Annotated in this window: 11 protein-coding genes; 4 read left to right on the top strand and 7 right to left on the bottom strand. The window is 70.6% G+C overall.

Translation table 11 applies throughout. The features are described from left to right. Positions 1 to 206: 206 nt before the first annotated feature. Positions 207 to 2,228, bottom strand: coding sequence for a beta-galactosidase (locus ACI2L3_RS37640; protein WP_404756955.1), 2,022 nt, complete (start codon positions 2,226 to 2,228; stop codon positions 207 to 209). 204 nt (positions 2,229 to 2,432) lie between these two features. Between ACI2L3_RS37640 and ACI2L3_RS37635 the strand changes: the two genes are divergently transcribed. The 4 genes from ACI2L3_RS37635 to ACI2L3_RS37620 are packed head-to-tail and all read left to right on the top strand — an operon-like array spanning position 2,433 to position 6,650. After that, complete coding sequence (locus ACI2L3_RS37635) at positions 2,433 to 3,752, top strand: ABC transporter substrate-binding protein (protein WP_404756954.1); 1,320 nt, start codon at positions 2,433 to 2,435, stop codon at positions 3,750 to 3,752. After that, positions 3,749 to 4,693 carry a carbohydrate ABC transporter permease gene (locus ACI2L3_RS37630; RefSeq protein WP_404756953.1) on the top strand — a complete coding sequence of 315 codons (945 nt, stop codon included), beginning with the start codon at positions 3,749 to 3,751 and terminating at the stop codon, positions 4,691 to 4,693. The genes ACI2L3_RS37635 and ACI2L3_RS37630 overlap by 4 nt, the downstream gene beginning before the upstream one ends. Continuing rightward, entirely contained in the window at positions 4,690 to 5,622 is a 933-nt protein-coding gene (locus ACI2L3_RS37625; protein WP_404756952.1) for a carbohydrate ABC transporter permease, read from the top strand. The genes ACI2L3_RS37630 and ACI2L3_RS37625 overlap by 4 nt, the downstream gene beginning before the upstream one ends. Beyond that, positions 5,619 to 6,650: a LacI family DNA-binding transcriptional regulator gene (locus tag ACI2L3_RS37620; protein ID WP_404756951.1), complete on the top strand. Its 1,032-nt coding sequence runs from the start codon at positions 5,619 to 5,621 to the stop codon at positions 6,648 to 6,650. Before ACI2L3_RS37625 ends, ACI2L3_RS37620 begins: the two co-directional genes overlap by 4 nt. A gap of 40 nt (positions 6,651 to 6,690) precedes the next feature. On the opposite strand, the gene ACI2L3_RS37615 is transcribed toward ACI2L3_RS37620, so the two are convergent. The 6 genes from ACI2L3_RS37615 to ACI2L3_RS37590 form a co-directional block, all read right to left on the bottom strand. Beyond that, positions 6,691 to 6,924, bottom strand: coding sequence for a hypothetical protein (locus ACI2L3_RS37615; RefSeq protein ID WP_404756950.1), 234 nt, complete (start codon positions 6,922 to 6,924; stop codon positions 6,691 to 6,693). A 42-nt stretch (positions 6,925 to 6,966) separates the two neighbouring features. Continuing rightward, positions 6,967 to 9,696, bottom strand: coding sequence for a Tat pathway signal sequence domain protein (locus ACI2L3_RS37610; RefSeq protein WP_404756949.1), 2,730 nt, complete (start codon positions 9,694 to 9,696; stop codon positions 6,967 to 6,969). 317 nt (positions 9,697 to 10,013) lie between these two features. Next, positions 10,014 to 10,571, bottom strand: a complete 558-nt coding sequence (locus ACI2L3_RS37605; RefSeq protein WP_404756948.1) for a hypothetical protein — start codon at positions 10,569 to 10,571, stop codon at positions 10,014 to 10,016. Next, complete coding sequence (locus ACI2L3_RS37600) at positions 10,568 to 11,431, bottom strand: carbohydrate ABC transporter permease (protein WP_404756947.1); 864 nt, start codon at positions 11,429 to 11,431, stop codon at positions 10,568 to 10,570. The genes ACI2L3_RS37605 and ACI2L3_RS37600 overlap by 4 nt, the downstream gene beginning before the upstream one ends. After that, complete coding sequence (locus ACI2L3_RS37595; RefSeq protein ID WP_404756946.1) at positions 11,428 to 12,432, bottom strand: carbohydrate ABC transporter permease; 1,005 nt, start codon at positions 12,430 to 12,432, stop codon at positions 11,428 to 11,430. Before ACI2L3_RS37595 ends, ACI2L3_RS37600 begins: the two co-directional genes overlap by 4 nt. An 8-nt stretch (positions 12,433 to 12,440) precedes the next feature. Beyond that, complete coding sequence (locus ACI2L3_RS37590; RefSeq protein WP_404756945.1) at positions 12,441 to 13,748, bottom strand: ABC transporter substrate-binding protein; 1,308 nt, start codon at positions 13,746 to 13,748, stop codon at positions 12,441 to 12,443. Positions 13,749 to 14,394 lie beyond the last annotated feature (646 nt).

Raw genomic sequence — 14,394 nt, 5'->3', positions numbered from 1 at the left:
TTTTTGGCGGCATTGTTGTTTGTCCATTTGCGTTTGGGTTTGTGGGGTTTAGTGGTGTGCGTGGGTGGGTAATTGGGGGGGGGGGGGGGGGGGGGGGGCGGCCCCCGCCCCCCCCGCGTCCGGCCGGCAGTCCCCCACGGACCACGACCGGAGTCGGTGTGACGCCAGGCGTCAGGCGTCAGGCGTCAGGCATCAGGCATCAGGCCTCAGGCGTCCAGGTTCACCACACGCACGCCCCCCGCCGGCACGGCGAGGCGGCCCGCCGCACGTTCGCCGGTGAGCAGCTCCGTGCCGTGGGACTCCAGCGGCACCTTCACATCGGCGTCCGTGTGGTTGATGACGAAGAGGAAGTTCCCGGAGGCTCCGGTGCGGCGCACCACCTCGACGTCGCGCGGGAGTTCGGCGCGCGGCGCGATCCCCGCGTCGTCGCCCGCCGTGCCGAGGATCGCGTCCAGCTCGCGGGCGCCGAGCCGCGTGGAGACGTACCAGGCGGTGCCCTCGCCGAGCCGGTGCCGGGTGACGGCCGGGCGTCCCGCGGCGAGCCCGTCCTCGTACGTCCAGACCGTCTCGGCGCCGCGCGGCACCACGATCTCCGTCCACACGTCGCCGGTGAGCCGGGCGCCGTCGGGCCCGGTGATCCGCACCGTCTCCCCAGCGAGCAGCGGCGAGAACTCCTCGACGGTCAGGCCGAGTACGTCGCGCAGGGCGCCGGGGTAGGGGCCGGGGTGCACGGCGTCGTGTTCGTCGACGATGCCGGAGAAGTAGGAGACGACGAGGGTGCCGCCGTTCTCGACGTACTCGCGGAGGTTGCGCGCGGCGGCCTCGGTGGCGAGGTAGAGCGCGGGCACGACGACAAGGGGATAGGCCGACAAGTCGTCTTCGGGGTGGGCGAAGTCGACCGTCAGGTGCCGGTCGTAGAGCGCCTCGTAGAAGCTGTCGGCGCGCTCGCGCGCGTCGTGGTCCTCGCTCGGCCGCCACTCCAGGGCCTGCGCCCACCAGGAGTGCCAGTCCCAGAGGACGGCGGCGTCGGCGACGGTGCGGGTGTCCCGCACCGGAGTCAACGACTCGATGTCGGCACCGAGTTGCACGACCTCCCGCCACAGTCGCGACTCCGTGCCGGCGTGCGGGAGCATCGCCGAGTGGAACTTCTCCGCGCCCCGCCGTGACTGCCGCCACTGGAAGAACATGGCGCCGTCGGAGCCGCGCGCCACGTGGCTCAGTGAGTTGCGCGCCATCTCGCCCGGCGCCTTCGCGGGGTTGCGGGGCTGCCAGTTGACGCCGCCCGCGGCGTGCTCCATGAGCAGCCAGGGCGCGCCGCCCGCGACGGACCGTGTCAGGTCTGCGGCCATGGCGAGGTTGACGTGCGTACGGCGTCCGTCGGTGATCAGGTAGTGGTCGTTGGAGACCAGGTCGACCTCGCGGCCCCACGCCCAGTAGTCGACGGAGTCGCACTGGCTGAGGGCCGTCATGAAGTTGGTGGTGACGGGGATGCCGGGGGCGAGGCGGTGCAGGATGTCGCGCTCGCGGACGAAGTTCTCGCGCATCGTCGCGTCGGCGAAGCGGCGGTAGTCGAGGGCCTGCGCCGGGTTGCCGACGGTGGGCGTCGTACGCGGCGGGTTGATCTCGTCGAGGCTGCCGTAGCGCTGGCCCCAGAAGGCCGCGCCCCAGGCTTCGTTGACGGCGTCGACCGTCTCGTACGTCGTCTCGAGCCAGCGGCGGAAGTGGGCGGCGCAGCCGTCGCAGTAGCACGCGGAGACGGGCACGCCGTACTCGTTGTGGACGTGCCACAGGGCGAGCGCCGGGTGGTCGGCGTACCGGGTGGCGAGCCGGGTGGTGATGTCCGCGGCGGCCTCGCGGTAGGCGGGGTTGCTGTGGCAGATGGCGCCGCGTGAGCCGAACTCGTACCGCACGCCGTCGGCGGTGACGGGCAGCGCGTCGGGGTGGGCGCGGTAGAACCAGGCGGGTGGCGCCACGGTGGGCGTGCCGAGGTCGGCGCGGATGCCGTTCTCGTGGAGCAGGCCGAGGAGCCGGTCGAGCCAGCCGAAGTCGTGGGCGCCGGGAGCGGGTTCGAGCAGCGCCCAGGAGAAGATCCCGACGCTCACCATCGTGACGCCGGCCTCGCGCATCAGCCGGACGTCGTCCTGCCAGTCGGATTCCGGCCACTGCTCCGGGTTGTAGTCCCCGCCGAAGGCGAGGCGGGTGAGGCCCTTGGGGGCGTGGTCCGGCATGGATCTCTCCCGTAGATCGATCATTTGGGAACGTGCACACACGCTTTCAGCGGCGTCGCGCCAACATAACCGCACAGCAACAACCATTGACAAGTGTCCTGGATGTTTCTCTACTGTGAACGCTCACAGACGCCTTCACCGGCTCACAGACGCATGGCAGCAGCCACCGCAGCAGGCGGGGCCCAGCTCAGGGGAGAAAGATCCATGCCGCAGAACACGCCACGCCGCCTCGCCGCGGCCGCCGTCACCGTCGCCCTCGGCGCCACCGCGCTCACCGCCTGCGGCTCTTCGGACGACGGAGCCGGGTCGGACGGCCCGGTGTCCCTGACGTACTGGAGCTGGACGCCCGGCATGGACAAGGTCGTCGACCTCTGGAACAAGGGCCCCGGCAAGAAGGACCGGATCGACGTCACGGTCAAGAAGCAGGCGTCCGGCGACACCCTGGTCACCAAGATCCTCACCGCGCACAAGGCCCACAAGGCGCCCGACCTGGTGCAGGCGGAGTACCAGGCGCTGCCGACCCTCGTCAGCAACGACGCGCTCGCGGACATATCGAGCGAGGTCGGCGAGGCGAAGTCCGCGTACACCAAGGGCATCTGGCAGCAGACGACGCTCGGCACGGACGCGGTGTACGCGGTCCCGCAGGACGCCGGGCCGATGATGTTCTACTACCGCGCGGACCTCTTCAAGAAGTACGGGCTGAAGGTCCCGAAGACCTGGGACGAGTTCGCCGACACCGCCCGCGCGCTGAAGAAGAAGGCGCCGGACAAGGACCTCACCACGTTCTCCGCCAACGACTCCGGCCTCTTCGCCGGGCTCGCCCAGCAGGCCGGTGCCCGCTGGTGGACCACCGAGGGCGAGAAGTGGAAGGTCGGCATCGACGACGCGGCGACGCGCAAGGTCGCGGGCTTCTGGGGCGGCCTCGTCAAGGAGGGCGCCATCGACAACCAGCCGATGTACACGCCCGCCTGGAACAAGGCGCTCAACACCGGCAAGCAGATCGCCTGGGTCAGCGCGGTGTGGGCGCCCGGCACCCTCACCACCGCCGCGCCCGACACCAAGGGCAAGTGGGCGATGGCCCCGCTCCCCCAGTGGGACGCCAAGGGCAAGGCCGTGACCGGCAGCTGGGGCGGCTCCTCCACCGCCGTCACCACGGACTCCGAGCACAAGGAGGCCGCGGCGAAGTTCGCGACCTGGCTCAACACCGACCCGGAGGCCCTCGCCGCGCTCGTGAAGGAAGGCGGCATCTACCCCGCCGCCACCGACGCCCAGACCGGCGGCGCCCTCGCGACGGCCCCCGCGTACTTCCCGAACCAGCCCGACTTCTACGAGAAGGCGGCCGCCATCGCGAAGACCACCGCGCCCGGCGCCTGGGGCCCGAACGTCAACGTCGCCTACACCACCTTCAAGGACGCCTTCGGCTCGGCCGCCAAGAACAAGTCGGACTTCGGCGCGGCCCTGCGCGCCATGCGGGACGACACGGTCGCCGACCTGAAGAAGCAGGGCTTCGAGGTCGCGCCGTGACGCGTCGCACGGTGCCTGCGCCGAACCGCCGCACGGGAAAGCGCGGGGTGCGCAGCGCCCCGTACCTCTTCCTCCTCCCCGCCACCGCGCTCTTCGCCCTCTTCTTCGCCCTGCCCATCGGCTACGCGCTCTGGCTGAGCCTGCACAAGGTCGAGGTCTCCGGCCTCGGCCTCGGCAAGGGCGCCCGGAGCGAGGTGTGGGCGGGCGTGGAGAACTACACCGCCGCGTTCACCGACTCCGAGCTGCTGCACGGCGCGCTGCGCGTGCTCGGTTACGGCGCGCTCGTCATCCCCGTGATGCTGGGCCTCGCGCTGCTCTTCGCCCTGATGCTGGACAGCGAGCGGGTGCGGCTCACGCCCTTCACCCGGCTCGCGATCTTCCTGCCGTACGCCGTGCCCGGCGTCGTCGCCGCGCTGCTCTGGGGCTTCCTCTACCTGCCGGACGTCAGCCCCTTCTACTACGTGCTCGACAAGCTCGGCCTGCCGCAGCCCGACCTCCTCGACGGCGGCCCCCTCTACCTCGCGCTCTCCAACATCGCGGTCTGGGGCGGCACCGGCTTCAACATGATCGTCATCTACACGTCGCTGCGGGCCATCCCCGCCGAGGTGTACGAGGCGGCGAAGCTCGACGGCTGCTCGCCGCTGCAGATCGCGCTGCGCATCAAGATCCCGATGGTGGCGCCCTCGCTGGTGCTCACCTTCTTCTTCTCGATCATCGCGACGCTCCAGGTGTTCAGCGAGCCGACCACGCTCAAGCCGCTCACCAACTCCGTCCCGACGACGTGGAGTCCGCTGATGAAGGTGTACCAGGACGCCTTCGGCAAGGGCGACATCCACTCGGCGGCGGCCACCGCCGTACTCATCGCGGTCGTCACGCTCGTCCTGTCCTTCGGCTTCCTCCGCGCCGCCAACTCCCGTACGAAGCAGGGGGAAGCACGATGACCTCTCTCGCGCCCGCCAAGAGCCATGAGCTCACCGAGAGCCGCAAGTCCGCCCCGGCCGCGGGCACCACCCCCGGCACCGCGCAGGGCCCGCCCCGGCCCCGCCGCGTCGCCCTCGTCCCGACCGCTGCCCTGCTGCTCGGCGCCCTCTACTGCCTCCTGCCGGTCGCCTGGGTGGTGATCGCGTCGACCAAGTCGGGCAGTGAGCTCTTCTCCACCTTCACGTTCCTGCCCGGCACCGGCTTCGCCGAGAACCTCGCCGACCTCAGCGCCTACCGCGACGGCGTCTACTGGCAGTGGATGGCCAACTCCGCCCTCTACGCCGGCCTCGGCGCCCTGCTCTCCACGGCCGTCTCCGCCCTCGGCGGGTACGCCCTCGCCGTCTACCGCTTCCGCGGCCGCGAGACCGTCTTCAACATCCTGCTGGCCGGCGTCCTCATGCCGCCCGTCATCCTGGCCGTCCCCCAGTACCTGCTCCTGGCGAAGGCAGACCTCACCGATTCCTACGCGTCCGTGCTGCTGCCGCTGATCCTCTCCCCGTACGGCGTGTACCTCTCCCGCGTCTACGCCACCGCGGCCGTGCCCGGCGACGTCGTCGAGGCCGGGCGGATGGACGGCGCGGGCGAGTGGCGGATCTTCACGCGGATCGCGCTGCCGATGATGGTGCCGGGCCTGGTGACGGTGTTCCTGTTCCAGTTCGTCGCGGTCTGGAACAACTTCCTGCTGCCCTACATCATGCTCAGCGACGACGAGAAGTTCCCCATCACCCTCGGCCTGTTCACGCTCCTCGAACAGGGCTCCAACACCCCGGCGCTCTACACCCTCGTCATCACCGGCGCCCTGCTCGCCGTCGTCCCGCTGATCGGATTGTTCCTGGTCGTCCAGCGCTTCTGGAGCCTCGACCTGCTGTCGGGCGCCGTAAAGTCATGACCATGAGCAAGCCGGAGCAGCGCCGCAAGGCGCCGACCATCCACGACGTGGCACGCGAGGCCGGAGTCTCCCGCGGCACGGTCTCGCGCGTGCTCAACGGCGGTCACTACGTCAGCCCGGCGGCCCGGGAAGCGGTCGACTCCGCGATCCGCAGGACCGGTTACGTCGTCAACCGGCACGCCCGCTCGCTCATCACGGGCCGCTCGGACTCGGTCGGCTTCCTGCTCACCGAGCCGCAGGAGCGGTTCTTCGAGGACCCCAACTTCAACGTACTGCTGCGCGGCTGCACCCAGGCCCTCGCCGCCCACGACATCCCGCTGCTCCTGATGATCGCGGGCACGGAGGACGAGCGGCGCCGCATAACGCGGTACATCACGGCGGGCCACGTCGACGGCGTGCTCCTCGTCTCCAGCCACTCCGGCGACCCGGTCGCGGCGCGGCTGCGTGAGGCGGGCGTACCCCTCGTGGCCTGCGGAAAGCCACTCGGGCAGGCCTCGAAGGTGGCGTACGTCGCCGCCGACGACCGGGACGGCGCCCGCGACATGGTCCACCACCTCCTCTCCCTCGGCCGCCGCAGGATCGGCATGGTGACGGGCCCCCTCGACACCCCCGGCGGCACGGAACGCCTCGCCGGCTACCGCGAGATGCTCGCCGAGGCGGGCATCGAGGCCGACGACCGGCTCGTCTTCTCCGGCGACTACAGCCGCTCCAGCGGCGAACGGGGCGCGACCCAACTCCTGCGCGCCGCCCCGGACATGGACGCCCTGTTCGTCGCCTCCGACCTGATGGCCCAGGGCGCCGTCGCGGCACTCCAGCGGGCGGGCCGCCGGGTCCCCGAGGACATCGCGGTGGGCGGCTTCGACGACTCCTCCGCCGCCCTCGCCGCCCACCCGGAACTCACCACGATCCGCCAGCCCTGGGACCGGATCAGCACGGAGATGGTCCGCGTCCTCCTCGCCCAGATCGGCGGCGAGGACCCGGCGGCGGTGATCCTGCCCACGGAACTGGTGCGACGGGGCTCGGCCTAGGCCGTTTCGCCCGGACCGTCGCAGGTCAGCCCTCGACGGGTCAGTCCTCGACGGTCTCCAGGAAATATTCGTAGGAATCCAGGTCGTCGAGACTCACATCGGCGAGCCGGCCGAGTGCGGCCGCCTGGCTCTCCCCGAGCGGGTACACGTCGACGAGCGAGTCGGCCGGGATGCCCACCACGTCGGCTGCGGCCTCCAGGCCGATCCCCGAGACATCCAACTCCCGCTCAGGAGAGTCGGAGTCCTTCCTGTAGACGGTGACCAAGATCTTCACTTTGCCTCGCTTGTTGTACTTCCCGATAGTGGCATGGCCACGCTACTTCGGGAGCTCGTCGCCGATCAGGGCCAGGTTCTGGATGGCGGCCAGGCCGAACAGGGCCGTTTCGTTGGTGCTGACGCGGGGGTGTTCGTGGCCCGGCTCGAGGGTGGCGGGGCCCTCGATCCTGGTCCGTTCCCACTTCATGGCGCGGGTGTAGCCGTCGCTGTCGTGGAACTTCCGCCAGGCCCGGGCGGCCAGCTCGGTGTCCTTCCGCTGGGCGGCGGCGTACGCGTCCTGGCGGGAGTGGCCCTGGAACAGCAGCAGGCTGCCGAAGTCCTTGCCGTACCGCTCCTTCTGTTCGGCCTTGGTGGCGTTGTAGTAGCGGCAGTAGTCCAGCCAGGCCGTTTTGAACTCGGGCAGGTCGATGAGGTCGATCAGCTCGGCGCACATCTCGACGAGGCCGAACATCGCGGACAGGTGCGAGACGCTCACCGCGGGCTCGGCGGCGACGGCGAACTCCCCCGTGTCCAGGTCGTAGAGGCCGCTGCCCTGCACGAAGCCGTTGGGCTGGGCGGCGATGGTCCGCATGGTGGAGCGCAGCCGCGCCTCCGCCTTCGCCGCCTTCGGGCCCCGGCGCTCCCACTCGGTGAGCCACGCGCCCGCGAGGCCGCTCCAGTCGGTGCCGAAGCCGATGGACAGGGCGTGCCGGTCCGGTTCGTACGGTTCGGTGCGGATCTTGCGGAGCGGGTCGAGGGCGAGGAACGTCTCGTCGGAGTCGACGAGGGCGTGCATCAGGTCGCCGACGCGCTCGTCCGCGGTGAGGAAGTAGTAGGGGCGCCGGTAGACCGCGGTCGAGATGCGCTGCTGTTTGGCGCTGTCCGCGAAGTGCTGCACGCCGTGCCGGGTGCCGAGCCCGGCCCACTCGCCGAGGTGGTAGGCGTCGACCTCGCCGGTGTGCCGGGTCATGGCCTCCGCGAAGCGGAAGATGTCGGCGCGGCCGGAGCGCAGGTAGGCGTACCAGAGCCAGAGGTCGGGCGAGAGCTCGGAGTTGTCCCAGGCGTAGCCCCCGACGTCGTACCGCCACTGGTGCCGGTCCTCGTCGTAGGTGTGCATGATGTCGCCGTAGTCCCAGAAGCCGTACCAGCGGCGCTGTTCGGCCTGGTCCTTGTAGTACGTGAAGAGGAAGTCGAGGTGGTCCTCGATCTCGGCCTTCGCCGGTGTGGAGCGGTCGACGGGTGCGAAGAGCCCGCCGAAGACCTTGGCCCTGCTCAGGTGCTCGGGCGCGGCGACGAGCTGCGGCGGCGTGCGGACCGCGGCGGACTGGGCGACGAGCTCGGCGGCGGACGGTGTCGCGGCGTTGGCCCAGAACATCAGCTCGCTGGTGCGGGCGATGCCGTAGGGCGTGCCGAAGCCGGGTTCGTAGTCCTCGTAGGTGATGTTGAGGCCTTCGAGCTGCTCGGGGTACGTGTCCTGGTCCATGCCGTCGTGGTAGAAGCGCAGGTCCATCGGGGGCGCCTCGGGCGACCAGAGCCAGAGGGTGACCTCGGCGGTGCCGCTCGCGGCGCCCCGGATGTCGAGCTGGGCAGGGTGCTTCTCCCAGAAGTCCCGCAGCCCGAAGGAAAGTCCGCCGCTCACCCCGCCGACGTACCCGAAGCCGTTGGCCCGTCCGCCGCCGCCCGCGGTGATCCAGCCGCGCCCCTCCTCGGTGCGTTTGCGCAGCGTGAAGCCGTCGGCGGAGAGCTGGGAGAGCGTGTAGTCGCCCCAGGCCGGTATGTACTGGAGCCTGCTCGTGACCCGCTGGTCCCAGGTCGCCGGGTCCGGCAGCTTCTCGCCCTTGACCTGCGCGGCGCGCACGGCGGCGCCCGGGTCGCGCCGCAGCCCGGTGATCCCCTTCACGGCCTCGGTGAGGAACCCCTTCCCCTCCCCCGCGATCCGGATGTGCCGGTCGTACGCGGCATCGCGCATCGGCACGGTGAAGCGCACGCCGAGCCCGCGGATGAAGTCCTTCTCCTGGTCCCCGTCGTAGGTGATGGTGTGCACCATGCGGAAGGAGTCGGCGCCCGCGTAGAAGTACAGCCGGACGCTGAAGGGCAGCCACTTCCGGCTCCCCCTGCGATGTCTGCCGTCGACCCGCACGACCGCCCGCAGCGGCCCGTCCTGCTCGACCTTCACCTCGCCGATCTCGCCGTCGAACCGCTCCCACTTGGCGTGGCCGCTGTCCCCGTCGTCGACGTCGCCCTGCCTCAGCAGCACGAGACGCCCGTCGGTGGCGATCTTCGTGCCCCCGCGCGTCACCGACTGCACGAGCCGCTCGCCGTCCCTGCCGATCACCGCCGTGACGACGCCGGTGTCGACGGTCACCTTGCGGCCGGTCCGAGTGACAGTGAGCTTCTTCTCGTACGCCGCCGGGGTCCCGGCCGAGAGCGTGAACCGCTCGGCACCCGCTCCTCCGGGCCCGACCGCGTGCGCCGTCCACTTCAACGAACCGTCGGGCCAGTACGCGGTGGGCCAGCTCTGCACGGGCACGCCGGTCCCGTCGGCGGTGGCGAGAGCGAACGAAGTGTCGGCGTCGTGGACACCTTTGGGCCAAGGCACCCCGAAGGTGGACCCGGGCGCGGCACCGAGCCCGCCGTCCTCCAGCCAGCGGATGTCGGCGGGGGCGTCGGGGCCCGCGGCGCCGGGCACGTCGGCCCGCGCCTCGCCCCGCCCGAGCACCCAGCCGACCTGGGCGGCGACGCCTGCCGTAGCGGCAGCCTTGAGCAGAGACCTACGGGTTACGGGCGGCATACGACCCCTTAACTTCCTCACCGGTACCAATACGCTGACAGGACATGGGCGCCCCGTTAGGGGCGCGGGGCTCTGACATGTGCGGCTCCGCCGCGGGGCGCGACCAGCCACACGCGGCCCGCAGACAACAACCCGACCCGGGCGCCCCTTCAGGGGCGCGGGACTCCGACATGAGCGGCTCCGCCGCGGGGCGCGACCAGCCACACACGGCCTGCGGACAACAGCCCGACCCGAGCGCCCCTTCAGGGGCGCGGGGAACTGCGCGACCAGCCACATGCGGCCCGCAGCCGCCAAACCGTCACCAGCCCGGCAGACGCTCAAGCGCGGCGTTCAACCGCAAGGCCGGCTGCCACAAGCACCCCCACCGCAGGAGCGACAAGCGGCGCCGCGAACCACCCGGACACCGCCACCACGGCAAGCCCACAGACCAGCGCCAGCGACCCCGCAGGGTCGCGAACCGTACGGCGCACCGCGCCAACCAGCAGCCCCCTCCAAGACGCCCCGGGCCGCCAGGCCACAGCACCCCGCACGCCCGCGACGACCAGAAGCAACATCGCCAGCACGCCCACCACCCCGACGACCGCCCCACCGGGCAGCGCCCCGGACCGTACGACGGAGAGATCGAGCCAGAGCAGGGCGAGCGCGGCCCACCCCGCAAGACCCACCAGCCACCCCCGCCGGACGGCGGCCCGCCAGTCCGCCACGAACTCCCGCCACCCGCCCGCCTCATGGGCGAGGTGCCGCCGCAGGTGGGCGGAGCCCGCGGCCAGGGCGGCGGGCGCCGTCACCAGGGGCAGCGCGGCGACCGCGATCCACACCCCGGTCAGCAGGCACTCGGCGAAGACCCCGAACCGCCGGCCGCGTGCACCCGTCACTTCAGCCCCGACGTGGCCATGCCGTCGATCAGATACCGCTGGAAGGCCAGGAAGAAGGCGAGCACCGGCAGCAGCGCCACAAGCGACATCGCGATCATGCCGCCGTAGTTGGCGAGGCCCTCCTGGTCGACGAACATCTTCAGGCCGAGGGAGACCGTGTACTTCGAGGGGTCGTTGAGGTAGATCAACGGGCCCATGAAGTCGTTCCACGCGTTGATGAAGGTGAAGATCGCGCTGGTGATGAGCGCGGGCCTGCACAGGGGCAGCACGATCGACCAGTAGATCCGCAGGTGACCGCAGCCGTCGAGCCGCGCCGCCTCGTCGAGTTCGCGCGGCAGGCTCCGCATGAACTGCACCATCAGGAAGACGAAGAAGGCGTCGACGGCGAGGTACTTGCCGAGCAGCAGCGGCGTGTAGGTGTTGATGAGGCCGAGCTTCTGGAACAGCACGTACTGCGGGATGAGGAGGACGTGGTACGGCAGGAGCAGCGTGCCGATCATCAGCGCGAAGAGCAGGTTGCGGCCCGCGAACCTGATCCGGGCGAACGCGTAGGCGGCGAGCGAGCAGGAGACCAGCACTCCCACCACCGAGCCGCCCGCCAGGAACAGGGAGTTGGTGAAGAACGTGGTGATGGAGATGTCGGCGAGGCCGTCGGCGAGGCCGGTGTAGTTGGAGACGACCGGGTCCGTCGGGAACAGGTCCAGGCTGCCGACGATCTGGTCGTTGTGTTTGAACGAGCCGCCGAGCAGCCACACCACGGGGTAGAGGACGACGGCGAGCACCGCGAGCGCGCCGGCGTGCCAGGCGAGCGCACCGACCCCGCGGCCACGGCCTCCGGCCGTCACACGCACCGTACTCATCGGGCCCCCTCCTCGTAGTGCACCCAGCGCTTCTGGGACCAGAACAGGACCGCCGTCACCAGGCCGACGGCGAGCAGCAGCATCCAGGCCATGGCGGAGGCGAAGCCCATCCGGCTGTTCTCGAAGCCCTGGACGTAGAGGTAACAGGTGTAGACGAGCGAACCGTCCGCGGGACCGCAGGCGTTGCCGCCCGCGCCGCCGCCGACGATGTACGCGGAGGCGAAGATCTGGAAGGAGTGGATGGTCTCCAGGAGGACGTTGAAGAACAGCACCGGGGAAATCATCGGCAGGGTGATGTTCCAGAACCGGCGCCAGCTGCCCGCGCCGTCCATCGCCGCCGCCTCGTACAGTTCGCGCGGCACCTGTTTGAGGCCGGCCAGGAAGATGACCATCGGCGCGCCGAACTGCCAGACGGTGAGCGCCACCAGGCTGTAGATGATCCAGTCGGGGTCGCCGGTCCAGCCGCCGACGTCCACGCCGAAGAGGGCGCGCTGGGTGCGGTCGACGATCGCGTCGTCCGAGAAGATCGCCTTCCACACGACGGCGACCGACACGCTGGCGCCGATCAGCGAGGGGGCGTAGAACGCGGCCCGGTAGAAGGCCTGGCCGCGCCGCTTCTGGCTGAGCAGCAGCGCCACTCCGAGCGCGGCGGCAAGCTTCAGCGGGGTGCCGATGACGACGTACCAGAGGGTAACCTCGACCGACTTGCGCCAGCGGGGGTCGCCGAACATCTCGGTGAAGTTGTCAAGGCCGACCCACTTGGGAGCGTCGAAGAGGTTGTAGTCGGTGAACGCGAAGTAGAGCGAGGCGACCATCGGTCCTGCGGTGAGCAGCAGGAACCCGGCGATCCAGGGCGACATGAAGAGGTAACCCGCGAGGTTCTCGCCGCGCCGGCCGCGCCGGGCCCCGCCACCGGGACGTCCACCCGGGCCGGAGCCGCCTCGCGACGCCGCGTCCTTCGCACCGGAGCGCGGTGTCGCCGCGGCGTCGACCGGGGTCATGGCGGCGCTCATCGGGAACCGAGGGCCGTCTTGCACTCGGTGAAGTACTGCTCCACCGCTTCGCCGACCGACCGCTTCCCCAGGGCGAGTTCCTCGGCGATGCGCAGGAAGCCCGCCTCGCAGACGTCGGCGCCCGCCGGGTGCGGGGTGATGGTCTCCAGGACACCGGCGTCGACGAGGCTCTCCTCGTACGCGGCGATCTCCTTGTTCACCGACGCGATCGTCTTGTCGCTCTCCCGGGCCGGCTTGTACGCCTCGTACTGCGCCGTCGTCGTCGGCACCCCGCGGTCGTACCCCATGATCCTGGCGACCTCCGGGTCGTGCACCATGAAGTCGATGAACTGTGCGACTTCCTTGGGGTGCTTGGTGCGCCTGGAGCCGCTGAGCATCAGGGAGCCGAGGTACTGGCCGGTCTTCTTGCCGTCGGTCGTCGGGATGGGGGCGAGGCCGTAGCTGCTCTTGCCCTCGGCGGAGTAGCGGACGGTGAAGTTGTCCCAGGTGAACTCGGCGGCCGCGAGTTCGGCGGCGACCGCGGACTTGGGCTTGACCTGGGCGGCCTTCTTCGGGTCGGCGTAGATACCGGACCTGACGCCCTTGTACCCCCTCTCCCACCAGTCCTCCAGGTCGGCCTCGGTGAAGCCCAGGCCGTCCTCGGTGAAGAAGGCCTTGCCGTGCTGGCGGAGGTAGAGGTCGTAGAGGTACATGACGCCGTAGAGCCCGCTGTCGCCCGGCCGCCCGCCCCTGTCGCGGATCTTCTCCATCGCGGTGTGGAAGTCGTCCCAGGTCCAGCCCATCTTCGGGGTGACGCCCGCCTTCGCGAAGAGCGGCTTGTCGATCACCAGGGCCATGGAGTTGCTGCCGACGGGCACGCCGAGCAGCTTGCCGTCGACCTCGCCGAACTTCTCCAGACCGGCCCGGAAGCCGTCGAGCCGCAGGTTGCCCGCCTTCGCCTGCGCCTTCAGGTCGAGCAGCACGTTGCGCTCGTCGTACTTGCGCAGGAATCCGATCGCGTTCTGGAAGACGTCGGGTGGATTGCCGCCCGCCGCCTGGGTGTTGAACTTCTTCCAGAAGTCGAGGTAGGGCTGGAAGTCCGTCTTGATCTTGATCTTCGGGTGCTTCTTCTCGAAGAGCGCGATCGTCCTGTTGATCCGCTGGGCCCGGTCGTCCGACCCCCACCACGCGTACCGGAGCGTGACCGTGCCGTTCCCGGACCCGTCACCGGCGCCGCAGCCCGCCGCCGTCAGGCCGGCGGCAGCCAGCGAGCCGCCGGCGAGCTTGAGCAGGCGACGTCGGTCAAGTTCCCCATGTACAGGCACAGTTAGCCCCTCGAACGCGAGTTGAATCGTTTTAGGCAAGCGCTTTCCGGGCCAACGTAGGGAGGGGGCGTTCGTACGTCAACGGTTCGGACAGGAAATTCGTCGAAGCGCTTCGCCGGGGGCGGCCTGGGCGGTGTCCGCTGCGCGCGGCGGTGGTCGGGGGCTGCGCGCCGTGGTTCCGTACCAGGCGTGAGGGGCGCCGTGGGGCTGCGCGGCGCCCTGGAGGGGGAGCGCGCGTCGGCCCGGCGGCCCCGGCACGGTGACCCCGGCACGGTGACGCGTGCGCCGCGCCGCCGGCGACGCAGTTCGGGGAGACGTACGTACGGAGTGCCGTGCCGCGCGAGGGGCAGGGGGGAGCACCAGGGCTCGGCGCTCGCCGTTCCAGGTACCCAGAGGTCTCCCGCCCCGCACCTGCGCGCCCTTGCGAAGCGGTACGTCGAGCTCTTCCCGCGTCGGGGCCTGTCTTCGAACCCCCCGGCGTTCGCGCGGAGCGCGGGCGCAGCGGCGGATCGGGGCCTTCCCTGCCCGAGCGGAGCCGAGAGCTTGGGGAAGCGTGCGATCGGCGTGGCGGGCGCCGGGGCTCAGGCGGGGGTTCAAAGACAGGCTCTCAGGGATCGCGGGTCCGGACTCGCAGCGCGGGCGGGCA

Source organism: Streptomyces sp. NPDC029674, assembly GCF_044903205.1.
Taxonomy (GTDB): Bacteria; Actinomycetota; Actinomycetes; order Streptomycetales; family Streptomycetaceae; genus Streptomyces.
Note: the sequence above shows the minus strand (reverse complement) of the source record. Positions and strands in the feature narration are given on the sequence as shown.

Excerpts from the sequence above, each read along its gene's own strand:
- ACI2L3_RS37595 (WP_404756946.1), bottom strand. The coding sequence starts at position 12,432 with ATGACCCCGGTCGACGCCGCGGCGACACCGCGCTCCGGTGCGAAGGAC.
- ACI2L3_RS37620 (WP_404756951.1), top strand. The coding sequence starts at position 5,619 with ATGACCATGAGCAAGCCGGAGCAGCGCCGCAAGGCGCCGACCATCCAC.
- ACI2L3_RS37640 (WP_404756955.1), bottom strand. The coding sequence starts at position 2,228 with ATGCCGGACCACGCCCCCAAGGGCCTCACCCGCCTCGCCTTCGGCGGG.
- ACI2L3_RS37610 (WP_404756949.1), bottom strand. The coding sequence starts at position 9,696 with ATGCCGCCCGTAACCCGTAGGTCTCTGCTCAAGGCTGCCGCTACGGCA.
- ACI2L3_RS37635 (WP_404756954.1), top strand. The coding sequence starts at position 2,433 with ATGCCGCAGAACACGCCACGCCGCCTCGCCGCGGCCGCCGTCACCGTC.
- ACI2L3_RS37600 (WP_404756947.1), bottom strand. The coding sequence starts at position 11,431 with ATGAGTACGGTGCGTGTGACGGCCGGAGGCCGTGGCCGCGGGGTCGGT.
- ACI2L3_RS37625 (WP_404756952.1), top strand. The coding sequence starts at position 4,690 with ATGACCTCTCTCGCGCCCGCCAAGAGCCATGAGCTCACCGAGAGCCGC.